General features: G+C 70.1%; 18 protein-coding genes. 11 read left to right on the top strand and 7 right to left on the bottom strand.

Features of this window, described 5'->3' with window-relative positions:
- The first annotated feature begins 32 nt into the window (after positions 1–32).
- From H577_RS0105405 to H577_RS0105380, 6 genes are all read left to right on the top strand, one after another.
- Positions 33–659: a superoxide dismutase gene (locus tag H577_RS0105405; protein ID WP_029145087.1), complete on the top strand. Its 627-nt coding sequence runs from the start codon at positions 33–35 to the stop codon at positions 657–659.
- 94 nt (positions 660–753) lie between these two features.
- Entirely contained in the window at positions 754–1764 is a 1011-nt protein-coding gene (gene gap, locus H577_RS0105400) for a type I glyceraldehyde-3-phosphate dehydrogenase (protein ID WP_029145086.1), read from the top strand.
- 1 nt (position 1765) lies between these two features.
- On the top strand, positions 1766–2983 hold the full coding sequence (locus H577_RS0105395) for a phosphoglycerate kinase (protein ID WP_029145085.1): 1218 nt from the start codon (positions 1766–1768) through the stop codon (positions 2981–2983).
- A complete protein-coding gene (gene tpiA / locus H577_RS0105390) occupies positions 2971–3780 on the top strand; it encodes a triose-phosphate isomerase (RefSeq protein WP_029145084.1) in 810 nt (269 codons plus the stop codon). The genes H577_RS0105395 and tpiA overlap by 13 nt, the downstream gene beginning before the upstream one ends.
- A gap of 97 nt (positions 3781–3877) precedes the next feature.
- On the top strand, positions 3878–4126 hold the full coding sequence (gene secG / locus H577_RS0105385) for a preprotein translocase subunit SecG (protein ID WP_029145083.1): 249 nt from the start codon (positions 3878–3880) through the stop codon (positions 4124–4126).
- Between the two features lies 1 nt (position 4127).
- Entirely contained in the window at positions 4128–4481 is a 354-nt protein-coding gene (locus H577_RS0105380; protein WP_029145082.1) for an RNA polymerase-binding protein RbpA, read from the top strand.
- Positions 4482–4494: 13 nt separating this feature from the next.
- Here H577_RS0105380 and pgl read toward each other — a convergent pair whose 3' ends face one another.
- From pgl to tkt, 6 genes are read right to left on the bottom strand one after another with little or no spacing between them, the layout of a single operon-like run.
- The gene (gene pgl / locus H577_RS0105375; RefSeq protein WP_029145081.1) at positions 4495–5295 is read right to left on the bottom strand and encodes a 6-phosphogluconolactonase; all 801 of its coding nucleotides are present in this window, start codon (positions 5293–5295) and stop codon (positions 4495–4497) included.
- The gene (locus tag H577_RS15245; protein WP_051191789.1) at positions 5288–6283 is read right to left on the bottom strand and encodes a glucose-6-phosphate dehydrogenase assembly protein OpcA; all 996 of its coding nucleotides are present in this window, start codon (positions 6281–6283) and stop codon (positions 5288–5290) included. Before H577_RS15245 ends, pgl begins: the two co-directional genes overlap by 8 nt.
- Positions 6280–7830 (bottom strand): glucose-6-phosphate dehydrogenase, encoded by a 1551-nt coding sequence (gene zwf, locus H577_RS0105365; RefSeq protein WP_029145080.1) that lies wholly within the window; start codon positions 7828–7830, stop codon positions 6280–6282. The genes H577_RS15245 and zwf overlap by 4 nt, the downstream gene beginning before the upstream one ends.
- Positions 7831–7846: 16 nt before the next feature.
- Positions 7847–9463 (bottom strand): glucose-6-phosphate isomerase, encoded by a 1617-nt coding sequence (locus tag H577_RS0105360; RefSeq protein ID WP_029145079.1) that lies wholly within the window; start codon positions 9461–9463, stop codon positions 7847–7849.
- Positions 9460–10578 carry a transaldolase gene (gene tal, locus H577_RS0105355; RefSeq protein WP_029145078.1) on the bottom strand — a complete coding sequence of 373 codons (1119 nt, stop codon included), beginning with the start codon at positions 10576–10578 and terminating at the stop codon, positions 9460–9462. The genes H577_RS0105360 and tal overlap by 4 nt, the downstream gene beginning before the upstream one ends.
- On the bottom strand, positions 10575–12671 hold the full coding sequence (tkt, locus tag H577_RS0105350; protein ID WP_029145077.1) for a transketolase: 2097 nt from the start codon (positions 12669–12671) through the stop codon (positions 10575–10577). The genes tal and tkt overlap by 4 nt, the downstream gene beginning before the upstream one ends.
- Before the next feature lie 232 nt (positions 12672–12903).
- On the opposite strand from tkt, the gene H577_RS0105345 reads away from it, so the two are divergent.
- A complete protein-coding gene (locus H577_RS0105345; protein ID WP_051191804.1) occupies positions 12904–13836 on the top strand; it encodes a heme o synthase in 933 nt (310 codons plus the stop codon).
- Positions 13837–13849: 13 nt separating this feature from the next.
- Here the strand turns inward: H577_RS0105345 and H577_RS0105340 are convergent, their stop codons facing one another.
- Positions 13850–14782: a COX15/CtaA family protein gene (locus tag H577_RS0105340; protein ID WP_029145075.1), complete on the bottom strand. Its 933-nt coding sequence runs from the start codon at positions 14780–14782 to the stop codon at positions 13850–13852.
- A gap of 247 nt (positions 14783–15029) precedes the next feature.
- On the opposite strand from H577_RS0105340, the gene sufB reads away from it, so the two are divergent.
- From sufB to sufC, 4 genes are read left to right on the top strand one after another with little or no spacing between them, the layout of a single operon-like run.
- Positions 15030–16448 (top strand): Fe-S cluster assembly protein SufB, encoded by a 1419-nt coding sequence (gene sufB, locus H577_RS0105335; RefSeq protein WP_029145074.1) that lies wholly within the window; start codon positions 15030–15032, stop codon positions 16446–16448.
- Positions 16449–17669, top strand: a complete 1221-nt coding sequence (gene sufD / locus H577_RS0105330; RefSeq protein ID WP_029145073.1) for a Fe-S cluster assembly protein SufD — start codon at positions 16449–16451, stop codon at positions 17667–17669.
- Complete coding sequence (locus H577_RS0105325; protein ID WP_029145072.1) at positions 17666–17992, top strand: non-heme iron oxygenase ferredoxin subunit; 327 nt, start codon at positions 17666–17668, stop codon at positions 17990–17992. The genes sufD and H577_RS0105325 overlap by 4 nt, the downstream gene beginning before the upstream one ends.
- Complete coding sequence (sufC, locus tag H577_RS0105320) at positions 17993–18787, top strand: Fe-S cluster assembly ATPase SufC (RefSeq protein ID WP_029145071.1); 795 nt, start codon at positions 17993–17995, stop codon at positions 18785–18787. It abuts the gene before it with no gap.
- The last annotated feature ends 1 nt before the right edge of the window (position 18788 follow it).

Here is an 18788-nt window from a genome sequence, read left to right as displayed (position 1 = left end):
GATCGGTGCCGCGCCGACAGGAAGAAGAGAACATGGCGATCTACACGTTGCCCGACCTCCCGTACGATTACGCGGCGCTCGAGCCGCACATCAGCGGCAAGATCATGCAGCTGCACCACGACAAGCACCACGCCGCGTACGTCGCCGGTGCGAACACGGCGCTCGAAAAGCTCGCCGAGGCGCGCGAGTCGGGGGACCTCGGTGCGGTCAACAAGCTCGAGAAGGACCTCGCGTTCAACCTCGGCGGCCACGTCAACCACTCCATCTTCTGGACCAACCTGTCGCCGGACGGCGGCGGGCAGCCCGAGGGCGAGCTGAAGGCGGCCATCGACGAGTTCTTCGGTGGGTTCGAGAAGTTCCAGGCCCACTTCACCGCCGCCGCCACCGGCATCCAGGGCTCGGGCTGGGCCGTGCTCAGCTGGGACCCGATCGGGGCGCAGCTGATCATCCAGCAGCTGTTCGACCAGCAGGGCAACACCGCCCAGGGCACCATCCCGCTGTTCCAGCTGGACATGTGGGAGCACGCGTTCTACCTCGACTACCTCAACGTCAAGGCGGACTACGTCAAGGCGGTGTGGAACATCGCGAACTGGCAGAACGTGCAGCAGCGGTTCGACACAGCGCGCGAGAAGACCGCGGGCCTGCTGGTACTGTCATAGCCAGTGCGGGCGTCCCGGCGGGATGACCGCCGGGACGCCGTTGTCCCTTCGTGAAGAATCCGCGCATTCGCGCACAACCACAGGGAGATATTCCGTGACCGTCAAGATCGGAATCAACGGCTTCGGCCGCATCGGACGCAATTTCCTCCGAGCCGCACTCGCGCAGGGAGCTGACCTCGACCTGGTCGCCGTCAACGACCTCACCGACAACAAGACGCTCGCCGACCTGCTGAAGTACGACTCGGTGGGCGGACGGCTCGGCCGCGAGGTCAGCTACGACGCCGACGGCATCACCGTCGGCGACACCGCGATCCGCGTGTTCGAAGAGCGCGACCCGGCCAACCTGCCCTGGGGCGAGCTCGGCGTCGACATCGTCATCGAGTCCACCGGCCGGTTCACCAAGGCCGCCGATGCCGCCAAGCACATCGCCGGCGGAGCCAAGAAGGTCATCATCTCGGCCCCCGGCACCGACGTGGACGGCACGTTCGTGATGGGTGTGAACGAAGACACCTACGACCCGGCCACGATGAACGTCATCTCCAACGCGTCGTGCACCACCAACTGCCTGGCGCCGCTGGCCAAGGTCTTCAACGACGCGTTCGGCATCGAGCGCGGGTTCATGATGACCGCGCACGCCTACACCGCCGACCAGAACCTGCAGGACGGTCCGCACAAGGACCTGCGCCGCGCCCGCGCCGCCGCGATCAACATCGTGCCCGCCTCGACCGGTGCCGCCAAGGCCATCGGCCTGGTGCTGCCCGAGCTCAACGGCAAGCTCAGCGGCTCGTCGTACCGGGTTCCGGTGCCCACCGGCTCGATCGTCGACCTCACCATCGTCACCGGCCGCGACGGGCTCACCGTCGACGAGATCAATGCCGCCTACCGGGCTGCGGCCGCCGAGGGGCGCCTGGCCGGCTACCTGCAGTACACCGAGGACCCGATCGTCTCCAGCGACATCCAGCTGAACCCGCATTCGTCGATCTTCGACTCCGAGCTGACCAACGTCAGCGGCACCCTCGCCAAGGTGTCGGGCTGGTACGACAACGAGTGGGGCTACTCGAACCGCCTGGTCGACCTCACCGAGTACGTCGCGGAGCGCCTCTGACATGGCACTGCGCACCATCGCGTCGCTGGGCCCGCTCACCGGCCGCCGCGTCATCGTCCGTTGTGACCTGAACGTCCCGCTGGACGACGGCGTCATCACCGACGACGGTCGCGTGCGTGCGTCCCTTCCCACGCTGAACCGGCTCATCCACCAGGGCGCACGCGTCGTGGTCTGCTCGCACCTGGGCAGACCCGGCGGCGTTCCCGACCCGGCGTACAGTCTCGCCCCGGTCGCGCAGCGCCTGAGCGAACTGCTCGGCACCCCGGTCGCGTTCGCGCGCGACACCGTCGGGGAGTCGGCCCAGGAGGCGGTGGCAGCCCTGTCGGACGGCGACGTCGCGGTGATCGAGAACCTGCGGTTCAACCCGGGTGAGACCGCGAAGGACGACGCGACCCGACGCGCGTTCGCGCAGCAGCTGGCCGGGCTCGGCGACGCGCTGGTCTCGGACGGCTTCGGCGTCGTGCACCGCAAGCAGGCCAGTGTCTACGACCTCGCCGAGATCGTGCCGTCGGCGGCCGGGCTGCTCATTGAGAAGGAGGTCGACGTGCTCGACCGCCTGACCGAGAATCCGCAGCGGCCGTACACGGTCGTGCTGGGCGGCTCCAAGGTCAGCGACAAGCTCGGGGTGATCGAGCACCTGCTGCCCCGGGTCGACAAGCTGCTGGTCGGTGGCGGCATGATGTTCACGTTCCTGGCCGCGCAGGGCCACAAGGTGGGCAAGAGCCTGCTCGAGCAGGACCAGCTGGACACCGTCCGCCGCTACATCGACACCGCCCGCGATCGGGGGATCGACCTGGTACTGCCGGTGGATGCGGTGGTCGCGGCATCCTTCGACGCGTCGGCCGACCACGTGGTGGCCGCCGCGGACGCGCTCGAAGACACCCCGTTCGGCGCCGACGGGCTGGGGCTGGACATCGGACCGCGCACCGCGGAGCTGTTCGCCGACGCGATCCGCTCCAGCACCACGGTGTTCTGGAACGGGCCGATGGGCGTGTTCGAGATGCCGGCGTTCGCCGCCGGCACGAAGGCGGTCGCGCAGGCGCTCACCGAGGTCGACGGCCTGTCGGTGGTCGGCGGGGGAGACTCCGCCGCCGCGGTACGGCAGCTGGGCTTTTCGGACGACCGGTTCGGGCACATCTCGACCGGCGGAGGCGCCAGCCTGGAATTCCTCGAGGGCAAGACGCTGCCCGGACTGGAGGTGCTCGGATGGGAGCAGTGACCGAGACGGCGCTCGCGCGCCGCACGCCGCTGATCGCCGGCAACTGGAAGATGAACCTCGACCACCTGCAGGCGGTGGCACTGGTGCAGAAGCTGCACTGGACGCTCAAGGACGCCAAGCACGAGTCGGATTCGGTCGAGGTCGCCCTGTTCCCCCCGTTCACCGACCTGCGCACCGTGCAGACGCTGCTCGACGCCGACAAGATCCCGTTCGCACTGGGCGCGCAAGACCTGTCCGAGCACGACTCCGGTGCGTACACCGGTGAGGTCTCGGGTCAGTTCCTCGCCAAGCTCGACTGCCGGTACGTCCTCATCGGGCACTCCGAGCGGCGCGAGTACCACGCCGAGACCGACGAGGTCGTGGCGGCGAAGGTGAAGGCGGCGATCCGGCACGGGCTCGTGCCGGTGATCTGCGTGGGCGAGACCGCCGACGACCTTGCGCAGCACGGTGCCAGCGCGGTGCCGGTCGCGCAGCTGACTGCGGCGTTGTCGGGGCTGAAGGCGGGCACCGAGGTCGTCGTCGCCTACGAGCCGGTGTGGGCCATCGGGTCGGGGCAGGCTGCGACCCCCGAGCAGGCCCAGGACGTGTGTGCGCGGCTGCGCGAGGTCGTCGCCGACGCGCTCGGCGGCGACGCCGCCGACCGCACCCGTATCCTGTACGGCGGCTCGGTGAAATCGGGCAACATCGCCGGGTTCATGCGCGAGCCCGACGTCGACGGCGCTCTGGTCGGCGGCGCGAGCCTGGTGGCCGACGAGTTCGCCGCGATCATCCGCTACCAGAAGCACGTCGGCGTCTGAGCGTGCGGCGGGGCCCGGCCCCGCCGCATCCTCTCCCGTATACTTGACCGGTACTCGAGCACTGGGCGGCCCGCCGGGCCGCCGCGAAAGGCGAAGCGTGGAAATCCTGGAGTTCGTCCTGCAGGTGGTGCTGGGCATCACCAGCCTGCTGCTGACCCTGCTGATCCTGCTCCACAAGGGGCGCGGCGGCGGTCTGTCCGACATGTTCGGTGGCGGCATGAGCTCCTCGCTCGGGTCTTCGGGACTGGCCGAGCGCAACCTGAACCGGTTCACCGTGGTGCTGGCGCTCGTCTGGTTCATCGCGATCGTGGCACTCGGCCTGATCACGAAGCTGCAGGGGATCTGACATGGCCGCCGGAGGCAACGCGATCCGTGGCACCCGCGTCGGTGCCGGTCCGATGGGCGAGCAGGACCACGGCTTCCACGCGGAGCGCATCGCCGTCTCGTACTGGGACGCGCTGGGGAACGAGACCGTCCGCTACTTCGCCGCCGGGATCCCCGACGAAGAGATCCCCGACATCATCGACTCGCCGCACTCCGGACTTCCCGCCGGTCGCGACAAAGAGAACCCGCCCGAGGTCGCCAAGGCCGAGCCGTACAAGACGCACCTGGCCTATGTGAAGGAACGGCGCACCGACGAAGAGGCCGAGGCCCTGCTCGACGACGCGCTGCGTCAGCTGCGCGAGCGTCGCGGCCAGTGAGCGCGGCGACGGGTCAGTAGGACCCGTCGATGAGCTCCGGCGGCACCTGTGCGGCCGCGGCCTCGTCGACGAAGAAGACCGTGCGGCGCCGGCCCTTGGCACCGGCGGCCGGCACGCTGTGATAGCTGGCACCGGCCAGCGCCAGCCCCAGGGCGGATGCCTTGTCGGTGCCGGCGAGTACGAGCCACACCCGCTTCGAGGAGTTGATCACCGGGCGGGTGAGGGTGATCCGCTGCGGCGGCGGCTTCGGCGAGTCGAGCACCGGCACCGCGGCGCGGTCGGTGATGCGGATCTCGGGCCGGTCGGGGAACAGCGACGCGATGTGCGCGTCGGGGCCCACGCCGAGGAAGCAGATGTCGAACGACGGCCACGGTCCCGTGATGTAGCCCGTGGCCGCAGTCGCGGTGGGGCCGTACCCGGCGAGCTCGGCGGCGTAGTCGGCGGCGCCCTGCTCGATGGTGCGCCCCTGGTCGCTGGCGGCCATCCGGTGCACATTGCCGGCCGGGATGTCGATGGCGCGCAGCAGTGCCGTGTCGGCCGCGACGTCGTTGCGGTCGGACGAGTCGGCCGGCACGAACCGTTCGTCGCCCCACCACACGTGCACGAGCGACCAGTCGATGCGATCCCGTTGCGGGTGGGCGGATGCCGCGGCCAGCACGGCGGTGCCCATGCCGCCGCCGGTCAGGCACAGGTGCACGGTCTTGCCGGCACGCACCCGCTTTGCGATCCGGTCGTAGAGCCGGTCGGCGACCGCGCGGGCCACCGCATCCGGGTCGGGCCCGATCACGACCCGCTTTCCCGCCGTCTCAGTCATCTCGCTCCGCGTCATCTCGCTCCGCGTCATCTCGCCGCCGGTCCTCCCCGTCGAGGTGCAGCAGGTCCCAGCCTTGCGAGATGACCCGACCATACAGCAGGTCGGGGTCGAGGCTGCGCAGTTCCTCCGCGAGGCACTCGCGCAGTGTGCGGCGCGGGAATGCCAGTTCGTGCGAGGGTTGACCGGGCTGGGTGAGCACCGCGACGCCGGGCTCGGGGCGCTCCAGCAGGATGTCGCCGCTTGCCCGGGTCAGCCGCACCGACTTGATCCCGTGTGCCCACTCGGAGGCGTCCATGTACGTCCACGCCACCGGCGCGTCCAGCTTCAAGCGCAGCCACGCGGCCAGGAACGCGGTCGAGGGGGAGTCCGCCGCCCCGCGCACCTCGACGGCCGTGACCGGCTCGTACGGTGGCTGGTCGAGCACGGCGGCCAGCTGCTCGCGCCAGTGCGTCACGCGCGTCCACGCGAAGTCGGTGTCACCGGGGGCGTAATGCCCGGCCAGGCCCGCGACCCACGCCGCCGGGTCGGGCTGGGTCGCGGCATCCGTGATGCGACGCTGGGCGATGCGGCCGATCGAGGACCGTGACGGTTGGGTGGGAGTCTCGCGCGGCCACCACGCCACCACCGGGGCGTCAGGTAGCAGCAGCCCGGTGACCAGGCTCTCGGAGTTGTTGCCGGCCGCGCCGTACGCGCGCAGCACGATGACCTCGCTGGCCCCGGCGTCGCCGCCGACACGGATCTCGGCGTCCAGGCGCGGGTCGGTGTCGGCGCCGGGCCCGTGCGGGTCGCTCATCAGCACGATGACGCGCATGGGATGCTCGCGGGAGGCGTCGTTCGCGGCCTCGATGACCTCTTCTTCGGCGCCGTGCCGGGTGAGGATGATGAGCGTCAACACGCGGCCGAGCGCGACCGCGCCGCCCTCCTCACGGACGCTGACCAGCGCCTTGGCGATCTTGCTGACGGTGGTGTCGGGCAGGTCGATGATCACGGGCGCCTCCAGGTGCGGCCGTCGCGGGCGAGCAGTTCGTCGGCCGATCGCGGCCCCCAGCCACCGGGCGTGTACTGCTCGAGCGGTCCGCCCTGCTGCGCCCAGAACCGTTCGATCGGGTCGAGGATCTTCCAGCTGAGCTCGACCTCTTCGTGTCGGGGGAACAGCGGCGGGTCGCCCAGCAGCACGTCGAGGATGAGCCGCTCGTACGCCTCGGGGCTCGCCTCGGTGAACGCGTGTCCGTAGCCGAAGTCCATGGTCACATCGCGCACCTGGGTGCCCGCGCCGGGCACCTTGGAGCCGAACCGGATGGTGACGCCCTCGTCGGGCTGCACCCGGATCACCAGGGCGTTCTGGCCGAGACCGGAGGTCTGGCTGCGGCTGAACAGATGCTCGGGCGCCCGTTTGAACACCACCGCGATCTCGGTGACGCGGCGGCCGAGCCGCTTGCCGGTGCGCAGGTAGAACGGCACATCGGCCCAGCGCCGGGTGTTGATGCCGAGCTTGATCGCCGCGTACGTCTCCGTCGTCGAGTTCGGGTCCATCCCCTCCTCGTCGAGGAAGCTGCGCACCTTCTCACCGCCCTGCCAGCCGCCGCCGTACTGGCCGCGCGCGGTCGCCCGTGCCAGATCGGCGGGCAGGGTGACCGCGGCGAGCACCTTCTCCTTCTCGGCCCGCAGGTCACGGGCGTCGAACGAGATCGGCTCCTCCATGGCGGTGAGGGCCAGCAGCTGCAGCAGGTGGTTCTGGATGACGTCGCGGGCCGCGCCGATGCCGTCGTAGTAGCCGGCCCGGCCCCCGACGCCGATGTCTTCGGCCATCGTGATCTGCACGTGGTCGACGTAGTTGCGGTTCCAGATCGGCTCGTACAGCTCGTTCGCGAACCGCAACGCGAGGATGTTCTGGACGGTCTCCTTGCCCAGGTAGTGGTCGATGCGGAAGATCGAGTCGGCCGGGAACGCGCTGCGCAGGGCGCTGTTGAGTTCGCGCGCCGACGCCAGGTCGTGGCCGAACGGCTTCTCGATCACGACGCGACGCCACCGGTCGGGCTGGTCGGCGGTGTCGTCGACCAGGCCCGAACTCTTCAGCTGCTCGGCCACGGTGGCGAACGCCTTCGGCGGGATCGACAGGTAGTACGCGTGGTTGCCCATCGTGCCACGCTCGACGTCGAGTCGTTCGACGGTCTCACGCAGCCGGCGGAACGCGTCGGGGTCGTCGAACTCGCCCGAGACGAACCGGATGCCCTGCAGCAGCTGACGCCAGGTCTCTTCGCGGAACGCGGTGCGGGCGTTCTGTTTGACGGCCTCGTACACCACCTGCGCGAAGTCCTGGTCGGCCCAGTCGCGGCGGGCGAACCCCACCAGGGCGAATCCCGGCGGCAGCAGGCCCCGGTTGGCCAGGTCGTACACCGCCGGCATGAGCTTCTTGCGCGACAGGTCGCCGGTCACCCCGAAGATGACCAGGGCGCTCGGGCCGGCGATGCGGTTCAGACGGCGGTCGTCGGGGTCGCGCAGCGGATTGCGGTCCCGTGTGATCTGCACGGTCATGGGTGGAAAGCGACTCCTACTGTGCGGCCTCGAACAGGGCGAGCACCTCGGCCTGCGGGTCGGTCAGGGTGAGGGTGACCACGGGGCACCCGCGAGCGGCCAGCACCGCGGCATCCCCTGCCGCCTGTGCGGCGATCAGCTGACCGAACGTGAACGGCAGTCCAGGGATCTGCACGTCGAGGTCGGTGCGCTCGGTGATCTGCAGGAACACCCCGGTCGCGGGCCCGCCCTTGTGGTACTGGCCGGTCGAGTGCAGGAACCGGGGTCCCCAGCCGAACGTGGTGGGCCGGCCGGAATCGGCCGCGACCATTTCGCGCAGCCCCGCCAGTTCGGGCACACGCAGCCGGTCGACGTACGCCTGCACCGCCACGTAGCCGTCGGGGCCGAGCCGGGCCCACAGCGCGTCGAGCACGCCGGCGATGGTGCCGGATGCGGCCAGCGCCGGGTCCGAGACCCGCACCTCGACGCCGTCGACGGTGAACGCCGCCGGCACCGGGTCGGGCCGGCGCTCCAGCAGCTCGCGCGTCGCGGCCTTCGCCGACTCGACGTCGGGCTGGTCGAACGGGTCGATGCCGAGCAGACGCCCCGCGATCGCGACCGCGTACTCCCAGACCACGAACTGGGCGCCCAGCGACCCACTGATCTGGATCTCGTCTTCGGGGCGTTCGAACAGGCGCGGTTCGTCGGCCTCGTCGACCAGGCGCAGCACCTGCAGGTCGGCGGGCCGGCTCTCCAGCTCGGGCGAGACGGGCAGGGCGACGACGGGCAGGATGCCGGTGCCGGCCTTGCCGGTCGACTCCGCCACGAGCTGCTCGATCCAGTCGGGCAGCTGCTCGAGGTGCGTGCCGTCGGCGACCAGCGCCAGCTTGTCACGGCGGTCAGGGCCGCCCGCGATCGCGGCGGCCAGCACCAGGGCCGGGTTCTCGGGGCTGTCGATGGCGACCTCGAGCAGCGTGGCGTCGGCCTCGTCGAGCAGTTCGCCCAGGTCGGCGCCGGCCAGCCCCGACGGCACCAGGCCGAACGCGGTCAGGGCCGAATACCGACCGCCGACGGTCGGGTCGGCGTGGAACACGCGGTAGCCGGCCTCGGTCGCGGCCTGATCCAGTGCGGTGCCGGGATCGGTGACCACCACGATGCGCTCGGCGGGGTCGATGCCGACGTCGCGGAACGCCGCCTCGAACGTGCGGCGGGCGGCATCCGTCTCGACCGTCGTCCCCGACTTCGACGAGACCACGAGGGCGGTCTGGGCCAGGCCCCCGTCCTCGTCGCCGTCAATCGCGGCGAGCACTTCGCCGGGCGCGGTGGTGTCGAGCACCACCAGCGGCACCCCGGCGGTGCGGCAGATGACCTCGGGGGCCAGCGACGAGCCGCCCATGCCGGCCAGCACCACGCGGGTCACCCCGCCCTCGCGCAGCCGGTCGCGCAGCGACTCGATCTCGGCGACCAGCGGGCGCGAGACCGAGACCGCTTGCACCCAGCCCAGGCGCCGGGATGCCTCTGCCTCGGCGTCGGGCCCCCACAGGGTCGGGTCCTGTGCGGTGACGCCCGAGGCGACCAGGTCGGCCACCAACTGCGGCAGGGTGGCCTCGACGGCGGCGCGTGCGTGCCCGCTGACACGGATCTCGAAGCTCACCGGCTGCCGCCCCGGGCCGAGTCCAGCGCGGCGGTGACGGTGTCCTTGAGCTCGTGCCACGAGCCGATGAACTTCTGCACGCCCTCGTCCTCGAGCAGCTGGGTGACGTCGTCGATGTCGACGCCCACCGCGGCCAGGCCGTCCATCACCGCGTGCGCGTCGGCGTAGTTGCCGGTGACGGTGTCGCCGGTGATCACGGCGTGGTCGTACACGGCCTCAAGGGTCTTCTCGGGCATCGTGTTGACGGTGCCGGGCGCGACCAGATCGACCACGTACAGCGTGTCGGGCAGCGACGGGTCCTTCACTCCGGTCGAGGCCCACAGCGGCCGCTGCGGGCGGGCACCGGCATTCAGCAGCGCCTGGGCGCGGTCGGTGGCGAACGTCTGCTCGTACAGCTCGTACGCGAGCCGGGCGTTGGCGACGCCGGCCTTCGATCGCAGCGCGGCCGCGGCATCCGTGCCGATCGCGTCGAGGCGCTTGTCGACCTCGGTGTCCACGCGCGAAACGAAGAACGAGGCCACCGAGTGGATGCGGGACAGGTCCCGGCCGGCGTCACGGGCCTGCTCGAGTCCGGTGAGGTAGGCGTCCATCACCTCGGTGTAGCGCTGCAGCGAGAAGATCAGGGTCACGTTCACCGAGATCCCGGCCGCGATCGACGCGGTGATGGCGGCAAGGCCCGCCTTGGTGGCGGGGATCTTGATGAACGCGTTGTCGCGGTCGACGGCCTGCCACAGCTGCGCGGTCTGCGCGATGGTCGCGTCGGTGTCGTGCGCGAGGTCGGGCGAGACCTCGATCGACACCCGGCCGTCGACGCCGTCGGTGGCCGCGTTCACCGGCTTCATGATGTTGCACGCGTCGCGCACGTCGGTGGTGGTGATCTCGAAGATCGCGTCGTCGGTCGACGCGCCGCGGCCGGCCAGCTCGGCGATCTGGTCCTGGTAGCCCTCGCCGTGGCTGATCGCGCCGGCGAAGATCGTCGGGTTCGTGGTGATGCCGGTGACGTTGCGGTTCGCGATCAGGTCGGCGAGGTTCCCGGTGGTGATGCGGCGCCGCGCGAGGTCGTCGAGCCAGATGCTCACGCCCTGGGCGGCCAGCTGCTGGGTCGGGGTGCTCATGCGTTCTCCTTCAGGGTCTGCCGTGCCGCCTCGACGACGGCGTCGGTGGTGATGCCGAACTTCTCGAACAGCGTCTTGTAGTCGGCCGAGGCGCCGAAGTGCTCGATCGAGACCGAGCGGCCCCGGTCGCCGACAATGCCCCGCCAGGTGAGCGCGATGCCTGCTTCGACCGACACCCGGGCGGTCACCGACGCGGGCAGCACGTGCTCGCGGTAGGCCGCGTCCTGCTCGTCGAACCACTCCAGGCACGGCGCCGACACCACGCGCACGTTCACGCCGTCGGCCTGCAGCCGCTCGCGGGCGGCGAGTGCCAGCTGCACCTCGGAGCCGGTGCCGATGATGATGACGTCGGGGGTGCCGTTCGCGGCCTCGGCGAGGATGTAGGCGCCGCGGGCGACACCGGCCGCCGAGGCGAGCGTGTCGCCGGATGCCTCACCGGTGCCGCGGGCGAAGGTCGGCACGTTCTGCCGGGTCAGCGCGATGCCGGCCGGGCCGCCGTGGCGGCGCAGGATCTGCAGCCACGCCTGCGCGGTCTCGTTGGCGTCGGCCGGGCGCACGACCGACAGGTGGGGGATGGCGCGCAGCGAGGCGAGCTGCTCGATCGGCTGGTGGGTGGGCCCGTCTTCACCGAGCGCGACCGAATCGTGCGTCCACACGAACGTGGACGGGATGTTCATCAGGGCCGCCAGGCGCACCGCGGGCCGCATGTAGTCGCTGAAGATCAGGAACGTGCCGCCGAACGCGCGGGTCGGGCCGTGCAGCGTGATGCCGTTGAGGATCGCGGCCATCGCGTGCTCGCGGATGCCGAAGTGCATCACCCGGCCGTACGGGTTCGCGGTCCACTCGTGCGTCGACCACTCGACCGGGTTGAACGATCCACCGCCGGCGATGGTGGTGTTGTTCGATTCGGCGAGGTCGGCCGATCCGCCCCACAGCTCGGGCATGCGTTCGGCGAGCGCGTTGATCACCTTTCCGGACGCGGCGCGGGTCGAGACATCCGTGCCCGCCTCGAACACCGGAAGCGCCTCTTCGATGCCGTCGGGCAGCTCGTGGGCCTCGAGCCGGTCCAGCAGTGCCTTGCGCTCGGGGTTCGCGGCGGCCCACGCGTCGAACGCCTGCTGCCACTGCGCGTGCTCGGCGGCGCCGCGCTCCAGAAGCGCGCGGGTGTGCTCGAGCACGCCGTCCGGCACGTCGAAGCTGCGCTCGGGGTCGAACCCGAGCACCTTCTTGACGGCGGCGACCTCGTCGGCGCCCAGGGCCGAGCCGTGGATCTTGCCGGTGTTCTGCTTGCCGGGGCTCGGCCAGCCGATGATGGTCTTGAGGATGATGATGGAGGGCCGGTCGGTCTCGCCCTTGGCGGCCTCGATCGCGCGGTACAGTTCGGCGACGTCCTCGACGTACTGGCCGGTCTTCTTCCAGTCCACGGTCTGCACGTGCCAGCCGTAGGCGGCGTAGCGGGCGGCGACGTCCTCGGTGAACGCCACGTTCGTGTCGTCTTCGATGGAGATCTGGTTGGCGTCGTAGATCACCACGAGGTTGCCCAGGCGCTGGTGCCCGGCCAGCGACGACGCCTCGCTGGTGACGCCCTCCTGCAGGTCGCCGTCCGAGGCGATGACGTACACGAAGTGGTCGAACGGCGAGGTGCCCGCCGGCGCGTCCGGGTCGAACAGGCCGCGCTCGTAGCGGGACGCGTAGGCGAACCCGACCGCCGAGGCCAGGCCCTGGCCCAGCGGGCCGGTGGTGATCTCGACGCCGGCGGTGTGCCCGTACTCGGGGTGGCCGGGGGTCAGCGACCCCCAGGTGCGCAGCTGCTCGAGGTCGGCCAGCTCGAGGCCGAAACCGCCCAGGAACAGCTGGATGTACTGGGTGAGCGAGGAGTGCCCGCACGAGAGCACGAACCGGTCGCGGCCGATCCAGTGCACATCGGCCGGGTCGTGCCGCATCACCCGCTGATACAGCAGGTAGGCCGCCGGCGCCAGGCTCATCGCGGTGCCGGGGTGGCCGTTGCCCACCTTCTGCACCGCGTCCGCAGCGAGGACACGCACGGTGTCCACGGCACGCTCATCGATCTCTTCCCAAACCAGATCCGACACGAGGCCGCCTTTCGCAGGTAGGGCGCCCGACAACCGGTCGGCGAAGCGTCGCCACGGCAGGGATTCGGCGCAGGGCGCGCGTGTACGCCCCAGCATAGCGAAGCGACCGGGGCCCGCTCCCTTCGGCGACGGGGGTTGACAGCGGCCGCAGGGGGTGCTCCGCGCTGAGCCGGAACGGCCGGATGCCGTAGACTTGACAGGTTCCCGCGTCGGTTGTCAGGAGGCGATCGCCATCACCACGACGTCACGTGCCCAGGCACGTTCTGCTCGTCCCGCCGGCTCCCGTTCGATCGGCCGCACCGTGCGCGCCTACTTCCAACTCACCAAACCGCGCGTGATGGAACTGCTGCTGGTGACCGCGGTGCCGGTCATGTTCCTCGCCCAGCGCGGCCTGCCGAACCTGTGGCTGGTGGCGGCCACCGTGATCGGCGGGGCGATGTCGGCGGGGTCGGCGGCCTCGTTCAACATGTACCTCGACCGCGACATCGACCAGCACATGCACCGCACCGAGAACCGGCCGTTGGTCACCGGGGAGGTGTCGCCGCGCGGCGCGCTGATCTTCTCGTGGACCCTCGCCGTGCTCTCCACGGTGTGGCTGTGGCTGACCACGAACTGGCTGGCCGCCGTGCTGTCGGCGGTGGCGATCTTCTTCTACGTCGTCATCTACACCATGCTGCTCAAACGCCGCACCGAGCAGAACATCGTGTGGGGCGGCATCGCCGGCTGTTTCCCGGTGCTGATCGGCTGGACCGCAGTGACCGGGTCGCTGGCCTGGGCGCCGTTCGTGCTGTTCGCCGTCGTGTTCCTGTGGACGCCGCCGCACTACTGGCCGCTGTCGATGAAGTACAAGGACGACTACGACGACGTCGACGTGCCGATGCTGGGTGCGACCCGTGACGGCTCGCAGGTGGGGTTGCAGATCATCCTGTACGCCTGGGCGACGGTGGCGTGCTCGCTGCTGCTGATCCCCGTCGGGCACATGGGGCTGGTGTATTCGGTGTCGGCCCTGGTGTTCGGCGGCTGGTTCATCTACGAGTCGCACGTGCTCTACAACCGTGCGGTGCGGGATGCCGGTCCCAAGCCGATGCGTGTGTTCCACGCGTCGATCACCTATCTGACGCTGCTGTTCCTCGCCGTCGCCCTCGACCCGCTGCTGCCGTTCTGAGCCGCGGCGCGGGTCAGTCGGCCGGCTTCTTCAGCGCGAGCACGAGCGCGGTCATGGCCGCGACGGCAAGGCCGGCGAGCACCATGTGCACGCCCACGGCGAGGGCGGGAAGGCCGGTGCGTGCCTGATAGATCCCCACCGGGATCTGCACCACCAGCACGACCAGCAGCAGCACGCCCCAGCGCAGCGTCTGCAGGCGCTGCACGGATGCGGCGGCCACGAGCACGACGACCAGGCCGAACAGCGTGTACCCGGGGATCGAGTGCACGTGCGCGAGGATCTCGGCGCTCGGGCCGTGGCGCACTACGTCGGCGTCGCCGGAGTGCGGGCCGGAGCCGGTGGTCACGATGCCGACCGCGAGCGTGAGCACCAGGAACAGCGAGGTGACGTGCGCCAGGATCGCGTACCAGCGCGGCACCGCGAGGGTGCGCGGCCCGGGCGTCGCATACGCCCGCACCAGGTAGGCGGCCGAGGCGGCCACCAGCACCAGCGTGGCGAAGAAGTGGAAGCCGACGATCCAGGCGTTCAGACCGGTCAGCACGGTGATGCCGCCGACGACCGCCTGGGCGAGCACGCCGGCGACGACGACCACCGCGAGGACGAACAGTTCGCGGCGCTCGCGGCGCATCCGCAGTGTGAGGATCAGCACCGCCAGGGCGGCCAGGCCCACCACCCCGGTCATCAGGCGGTTGCCGAACTCGATGTACGAGTGCAGTCCCATCCCCGCGATCGGCACCAGCGAGTCGGGCGCGCACAGCGGCCACTCGCAGCCCAGCCCCGACCCGGTCAGGCGCACCGCACCGCCGGTGCCGATGATGAGCACCTCGGTGACGAACGAGATCCACGCCGCCACGATCACCCGCCGGTCCACCTGCGCGGGCAGCCACCGCCAGAAGCGGTTGCCCGGGACGGTGGTGCGGTCGGCGGTGGACAGATCGGTGGACACGGATGCCTCCAGCACGGTCCGCCACGCGGGCGGAGCGCCGCCCGGCCCGGGTGTCGGGCGGAACCTATAGAATCGAGGGGTCGGGTGCGCGGCAGGAACGCGGCGCATCACCGACAGTCTAGGCGCGGCGAACGCGCCGCGAAGCGGGCCCGGAAAGCGGCGTCCTCCCTCCAGCACTCCCGTGGAGGAACCGGGACGCCGGGACGGATGACACCGTTGCGGCCCATTGAGGAGAGTGTGTGACGTCATGTCCGATGTGCTGATCGAACGTCCCGAACTCGAAGGCCTCGGAGTCTACGAGTTCGGCTGGCACGACGAGGACGGCGCGGGGGCCAGTGCCCGCCGCGGCCTGTCCGAAGCCGTCGTGCGCGACATCTCGCGGTTGAAGGGCGAGCCGGAGTGGATGCTGAAGACCCGGCTCAAGGGTCTGGCGCTGTTCCAGCGCAAACCGATGCCGACGTGGGGTGCCGACCTCTCCGAGATCGACTTCGAGAACATCAAGTACTTCGTCCGCTCCACCGAGAAGCAGGCCCAGTCCTGGGAGGAGCTGCCCGAGGACATCCGCAACACGTACGAGCGGCTGGGCATCCCCGAGGCCGAACGGCAGCGCCTGGTCGCGGGTGTGGCCGCCCAGTACGAGTCCGAGGTCGTCTACCACCAGATCCGTGAAGACCTGGCCGCCCAGGGCGTCATCTTCCTCGACACCGACACCGCGCTGCGCGAGCGCCCAGAGTTCTTCGAGGAGTACTTCGGCACGATCATCCCGCCCGGAGACAACAAGTTCGCCGCACTGAACACCGCGGTGTGGTCGGGCGGCTCGTTCGTCTACGTCCCCAAGGGTGTGCACGTCGAGATCCCGCTGCAGGCCTACTTCCGGATCAACACCGAGAACATGGGCCAGTTCGAGCGGACCCTGATCATCGCCGACGAAGACTCCTACGTGCACTACATCGAAGGCTGCACCGCGCCGATCTACAAGTCCGACTCGCTGCACTCGGCGGTCGTCGAGATCGTCGTGAAGAAGGGCGCCCGGGTGCGCTACACGACGATCCAGAACTGGTCGAACAACGTGTACAACCTGGTCACCAAGCGGGCGATCGCGCACGAGGGCGCCACCATGGAGTGGGTCGACGGCAACATCGGCTCGAAGGTGACGATGAAGTACCCGTCGATCTACCTCGCCGGTGAGCACGCCAAGGGCGAGACCCTGTCGGTGGCGTTCGCCGGGCCCGGCCAGCACCAGGACGCCGGCGCGAAGATGATCCACCTCGCCCCGTACACGCAGTCGTCGATCATCTCGAAGTCGATCGCGCGCGGCGGCGGCCGCAGCGGCTACCGCGGGGAGGTGCGGGTGGAGCCGAACGCACACCACTCCGCCAACACCGTGCGCTGCGACGCGCTGCTGGTCGACACCATCTCGCGGTCCGACACCTACCCGGCCATCGACATCCGCGTCGACGACGTCGAGCTCGGCCACGAGGCGACGGTGTCGAAGGTCAGCGCCGAGCAGCTGTTCTACCTGCAGTCGCGCGGCGTGCCCGAAGACGAAGCGATGGCGATGATCGTGCGCGGCTTCATCGAGCCGATCGCGCGCGAACTGCCCATGGAATACGCCCTGGAACTGAACAAGCTCATCGAGATGGGCATGGAAGGATCGGTCGGCTAGATGGCGGCCACATCGACAGCGTCCGCGCAGGCATCCGCCGTGCGGACGGAGGACAACCACGCGCACATCGACCCGGCCGCAGCGCTGGGCGGCTACCGGCCCCCGGTGCAGACCCGCTCGGAACGGCCCCGCTCGTACGACCCGGCCGAGTTCGGCGTGCCCACCGGCCGCGAGGTGAACTGGAAGCACACCCCGATGGACCGCATCGCGCCGCTGCTGGACGCGCAGGCCGGCAGCGCGGACGCCGTCACCGTGCGCATCAGCGCGGGTGCGGCCGAGGGCCTGGCCGTCGGCGACGCCCCGCGCGGCAGCGTGTTCGAGCCCGAAGACCTGCCCGCCGCGATCGCCTGGACGAAGGCATCCGTCGCCCGCCACATCGTGGTCGACGGCGAACCCGCCGAACCGATCCTGGTCGAGGTGGTCGGCACCGGCGGGGTCGCGCACGAGCACCTCGTCATCGAGGCGCGGCCAAACGCCCACGGCACCGTGCTGCTGCGCCACTCGGGAAGCGTCGCCCTGGCCGAGAACGTCGAGATCATCGTGGCCGACGACGCGCACCTCGAGGTCGTCAGCGTGCAGGAGTGGCAGGACGACGCGGTGCACCTGGCCGCCCACCAGGCCACCGTCGGGCGCGGCGCCACGCTGCGCCACATCGTGGTGAGCTTCGGCGGCGGCGTGGTGCGGGTGAACCCGAACGTGCGCCTGGCCGGCACCGGCTCGCACGCCGACGTGTACGGCATCGGGTTCTGCGACGCCGACCAGCACCTCGAAAGCCAGGTGTACGTCTTCCACGAGGGCGCCGACACCAGCGCCGACGTGCTCTACAAGAGCGCGCTGCAGGGCGAGTCCGCGCACACCGTCTGGATCGGCGACGTGCTGATCGGCCCGAATGCGGTCGGCACCGACTCGTACGAGGCCAACCGCAACCTGGTGCTCACCGAGGGGGCGCGCGCCGACTCGATCCCGAACCTCGAGATCGAGATCGGCGACATCCGGGGCGCCGGCCACGCCAGCGCCACCGGCCGGTTCGACGACGAGCAGCTGTTCTACCTGCGCTCGCGCGGCATCAGCGAGCACGAGGCGCGTCGCCTGGTGGTGCTCGGGTTCCTCAGCGAGATCGTGCAGCGCATCGGCCTGCCCGAGATCGAGGCCGAGCTGATCGCCGAGATCGAAGGCGAGTTGGCGGCCGGGGCGATGGATGCCGCGGAGGTGGGCGCATGAGCGCATCCCGCGCGTGCGCGCTGGGCGAGCTCGAGCAGGACTCACCGCTGCGCGTGGTCATCGACGACGTGCCCATCTGCATCGTGAAGGACTCCGCCGGCGAGGTGCACGCGATCGGCGATACCTGCACGCACGGCAACATCTCACTGTCCGAGGGCTTCGTCGAGGACGACACGGTGGAGTGCTGGGCGCACGGCTCCCGGTTCTCGCTGCGCACCGGAGCGCCGTTGAACCTGCCCGCCTATGAACCTGTGCCCGTGTACGCCGTCGTCATCGACGGCGACGACGTGCTCATCGACCCGAACGTCACGAAGGAAGTCTGAATGTCAGTCCTGGAGATCCGAGACCTGCACGTGAGCGTGGAGACGGAGGCGGGCGTCACCCCGATCCTCAACGGCGTCACCCTCACCATCCGCACCGGAGAGACCCACGCCATCATGGGCCCGAACGGCTCCGGCAAGTCCACCCTCGCCTACACCATCGCCGGACACCCGAAGTACACCGTCACCGGTGGCACGATCACGCTGGACGGCGAGGACGTGCTGGCGATGACGGTGGACGAGCGGGCCCGTGCCGGCCTGTTCCTGGCCATGCAGTACCCGGTCGAGATCCCGGGCGTGACCGTGACGAACTTCCTGCGGACCGCGAAGACCGCCATCGACGGCGAGGCCCCGGCCGTGCGCACCTGGATGAAGGACATCAAGCAGGCGATGAAGAACCTGCGGATGGACCCGAAGTTCGCGCAGCGCAACGTCAACGAGGGTTTCTCGGGCGGCGAGAAGAAGCGGCACGAGATCCTGCAGCTCGAACTGCTGCGGCCCAAGATGGCGATCCTCGACGAGACCGACTCGGGCCTGGACGTCGACGCACTGAAGATCGTGTCGGAGGGCGTGAACCGTGCCAAGGCCGAGACGAACCTCGGCGTGCTGCTGATCACCCACTACACGCGCATCCTGCGCTACATCCACCCCGACTTCGTGCACGTGCTGGTGCAGGGGCGGGTGGCCGAAGAGGGCGGTCCCGAACTCGCCGAACGGCTCGAGGACGAGGGCTACGACCGGTATCTGACCACGGGTTCCGAGTCGGCGGCCGAGCCCGCCGAGCAGATCGACGCGTAGA

Origin of the sequence: Microbacterium luticocti DSM 19459, from assembly GCF_000422405.1 — a bacterium.
Lineage (GTDB): Bacteria > Actinomycetota > Actinomycetes > Actinomycetales > Microbacteriaceae > Microbacterium > Microbacterium luticocti.
The sequence above is the reverse complement of the archived record's forward strand: the minus strand, read 5'-3'. Positions and strand labels throughout refer to the sequence as shown.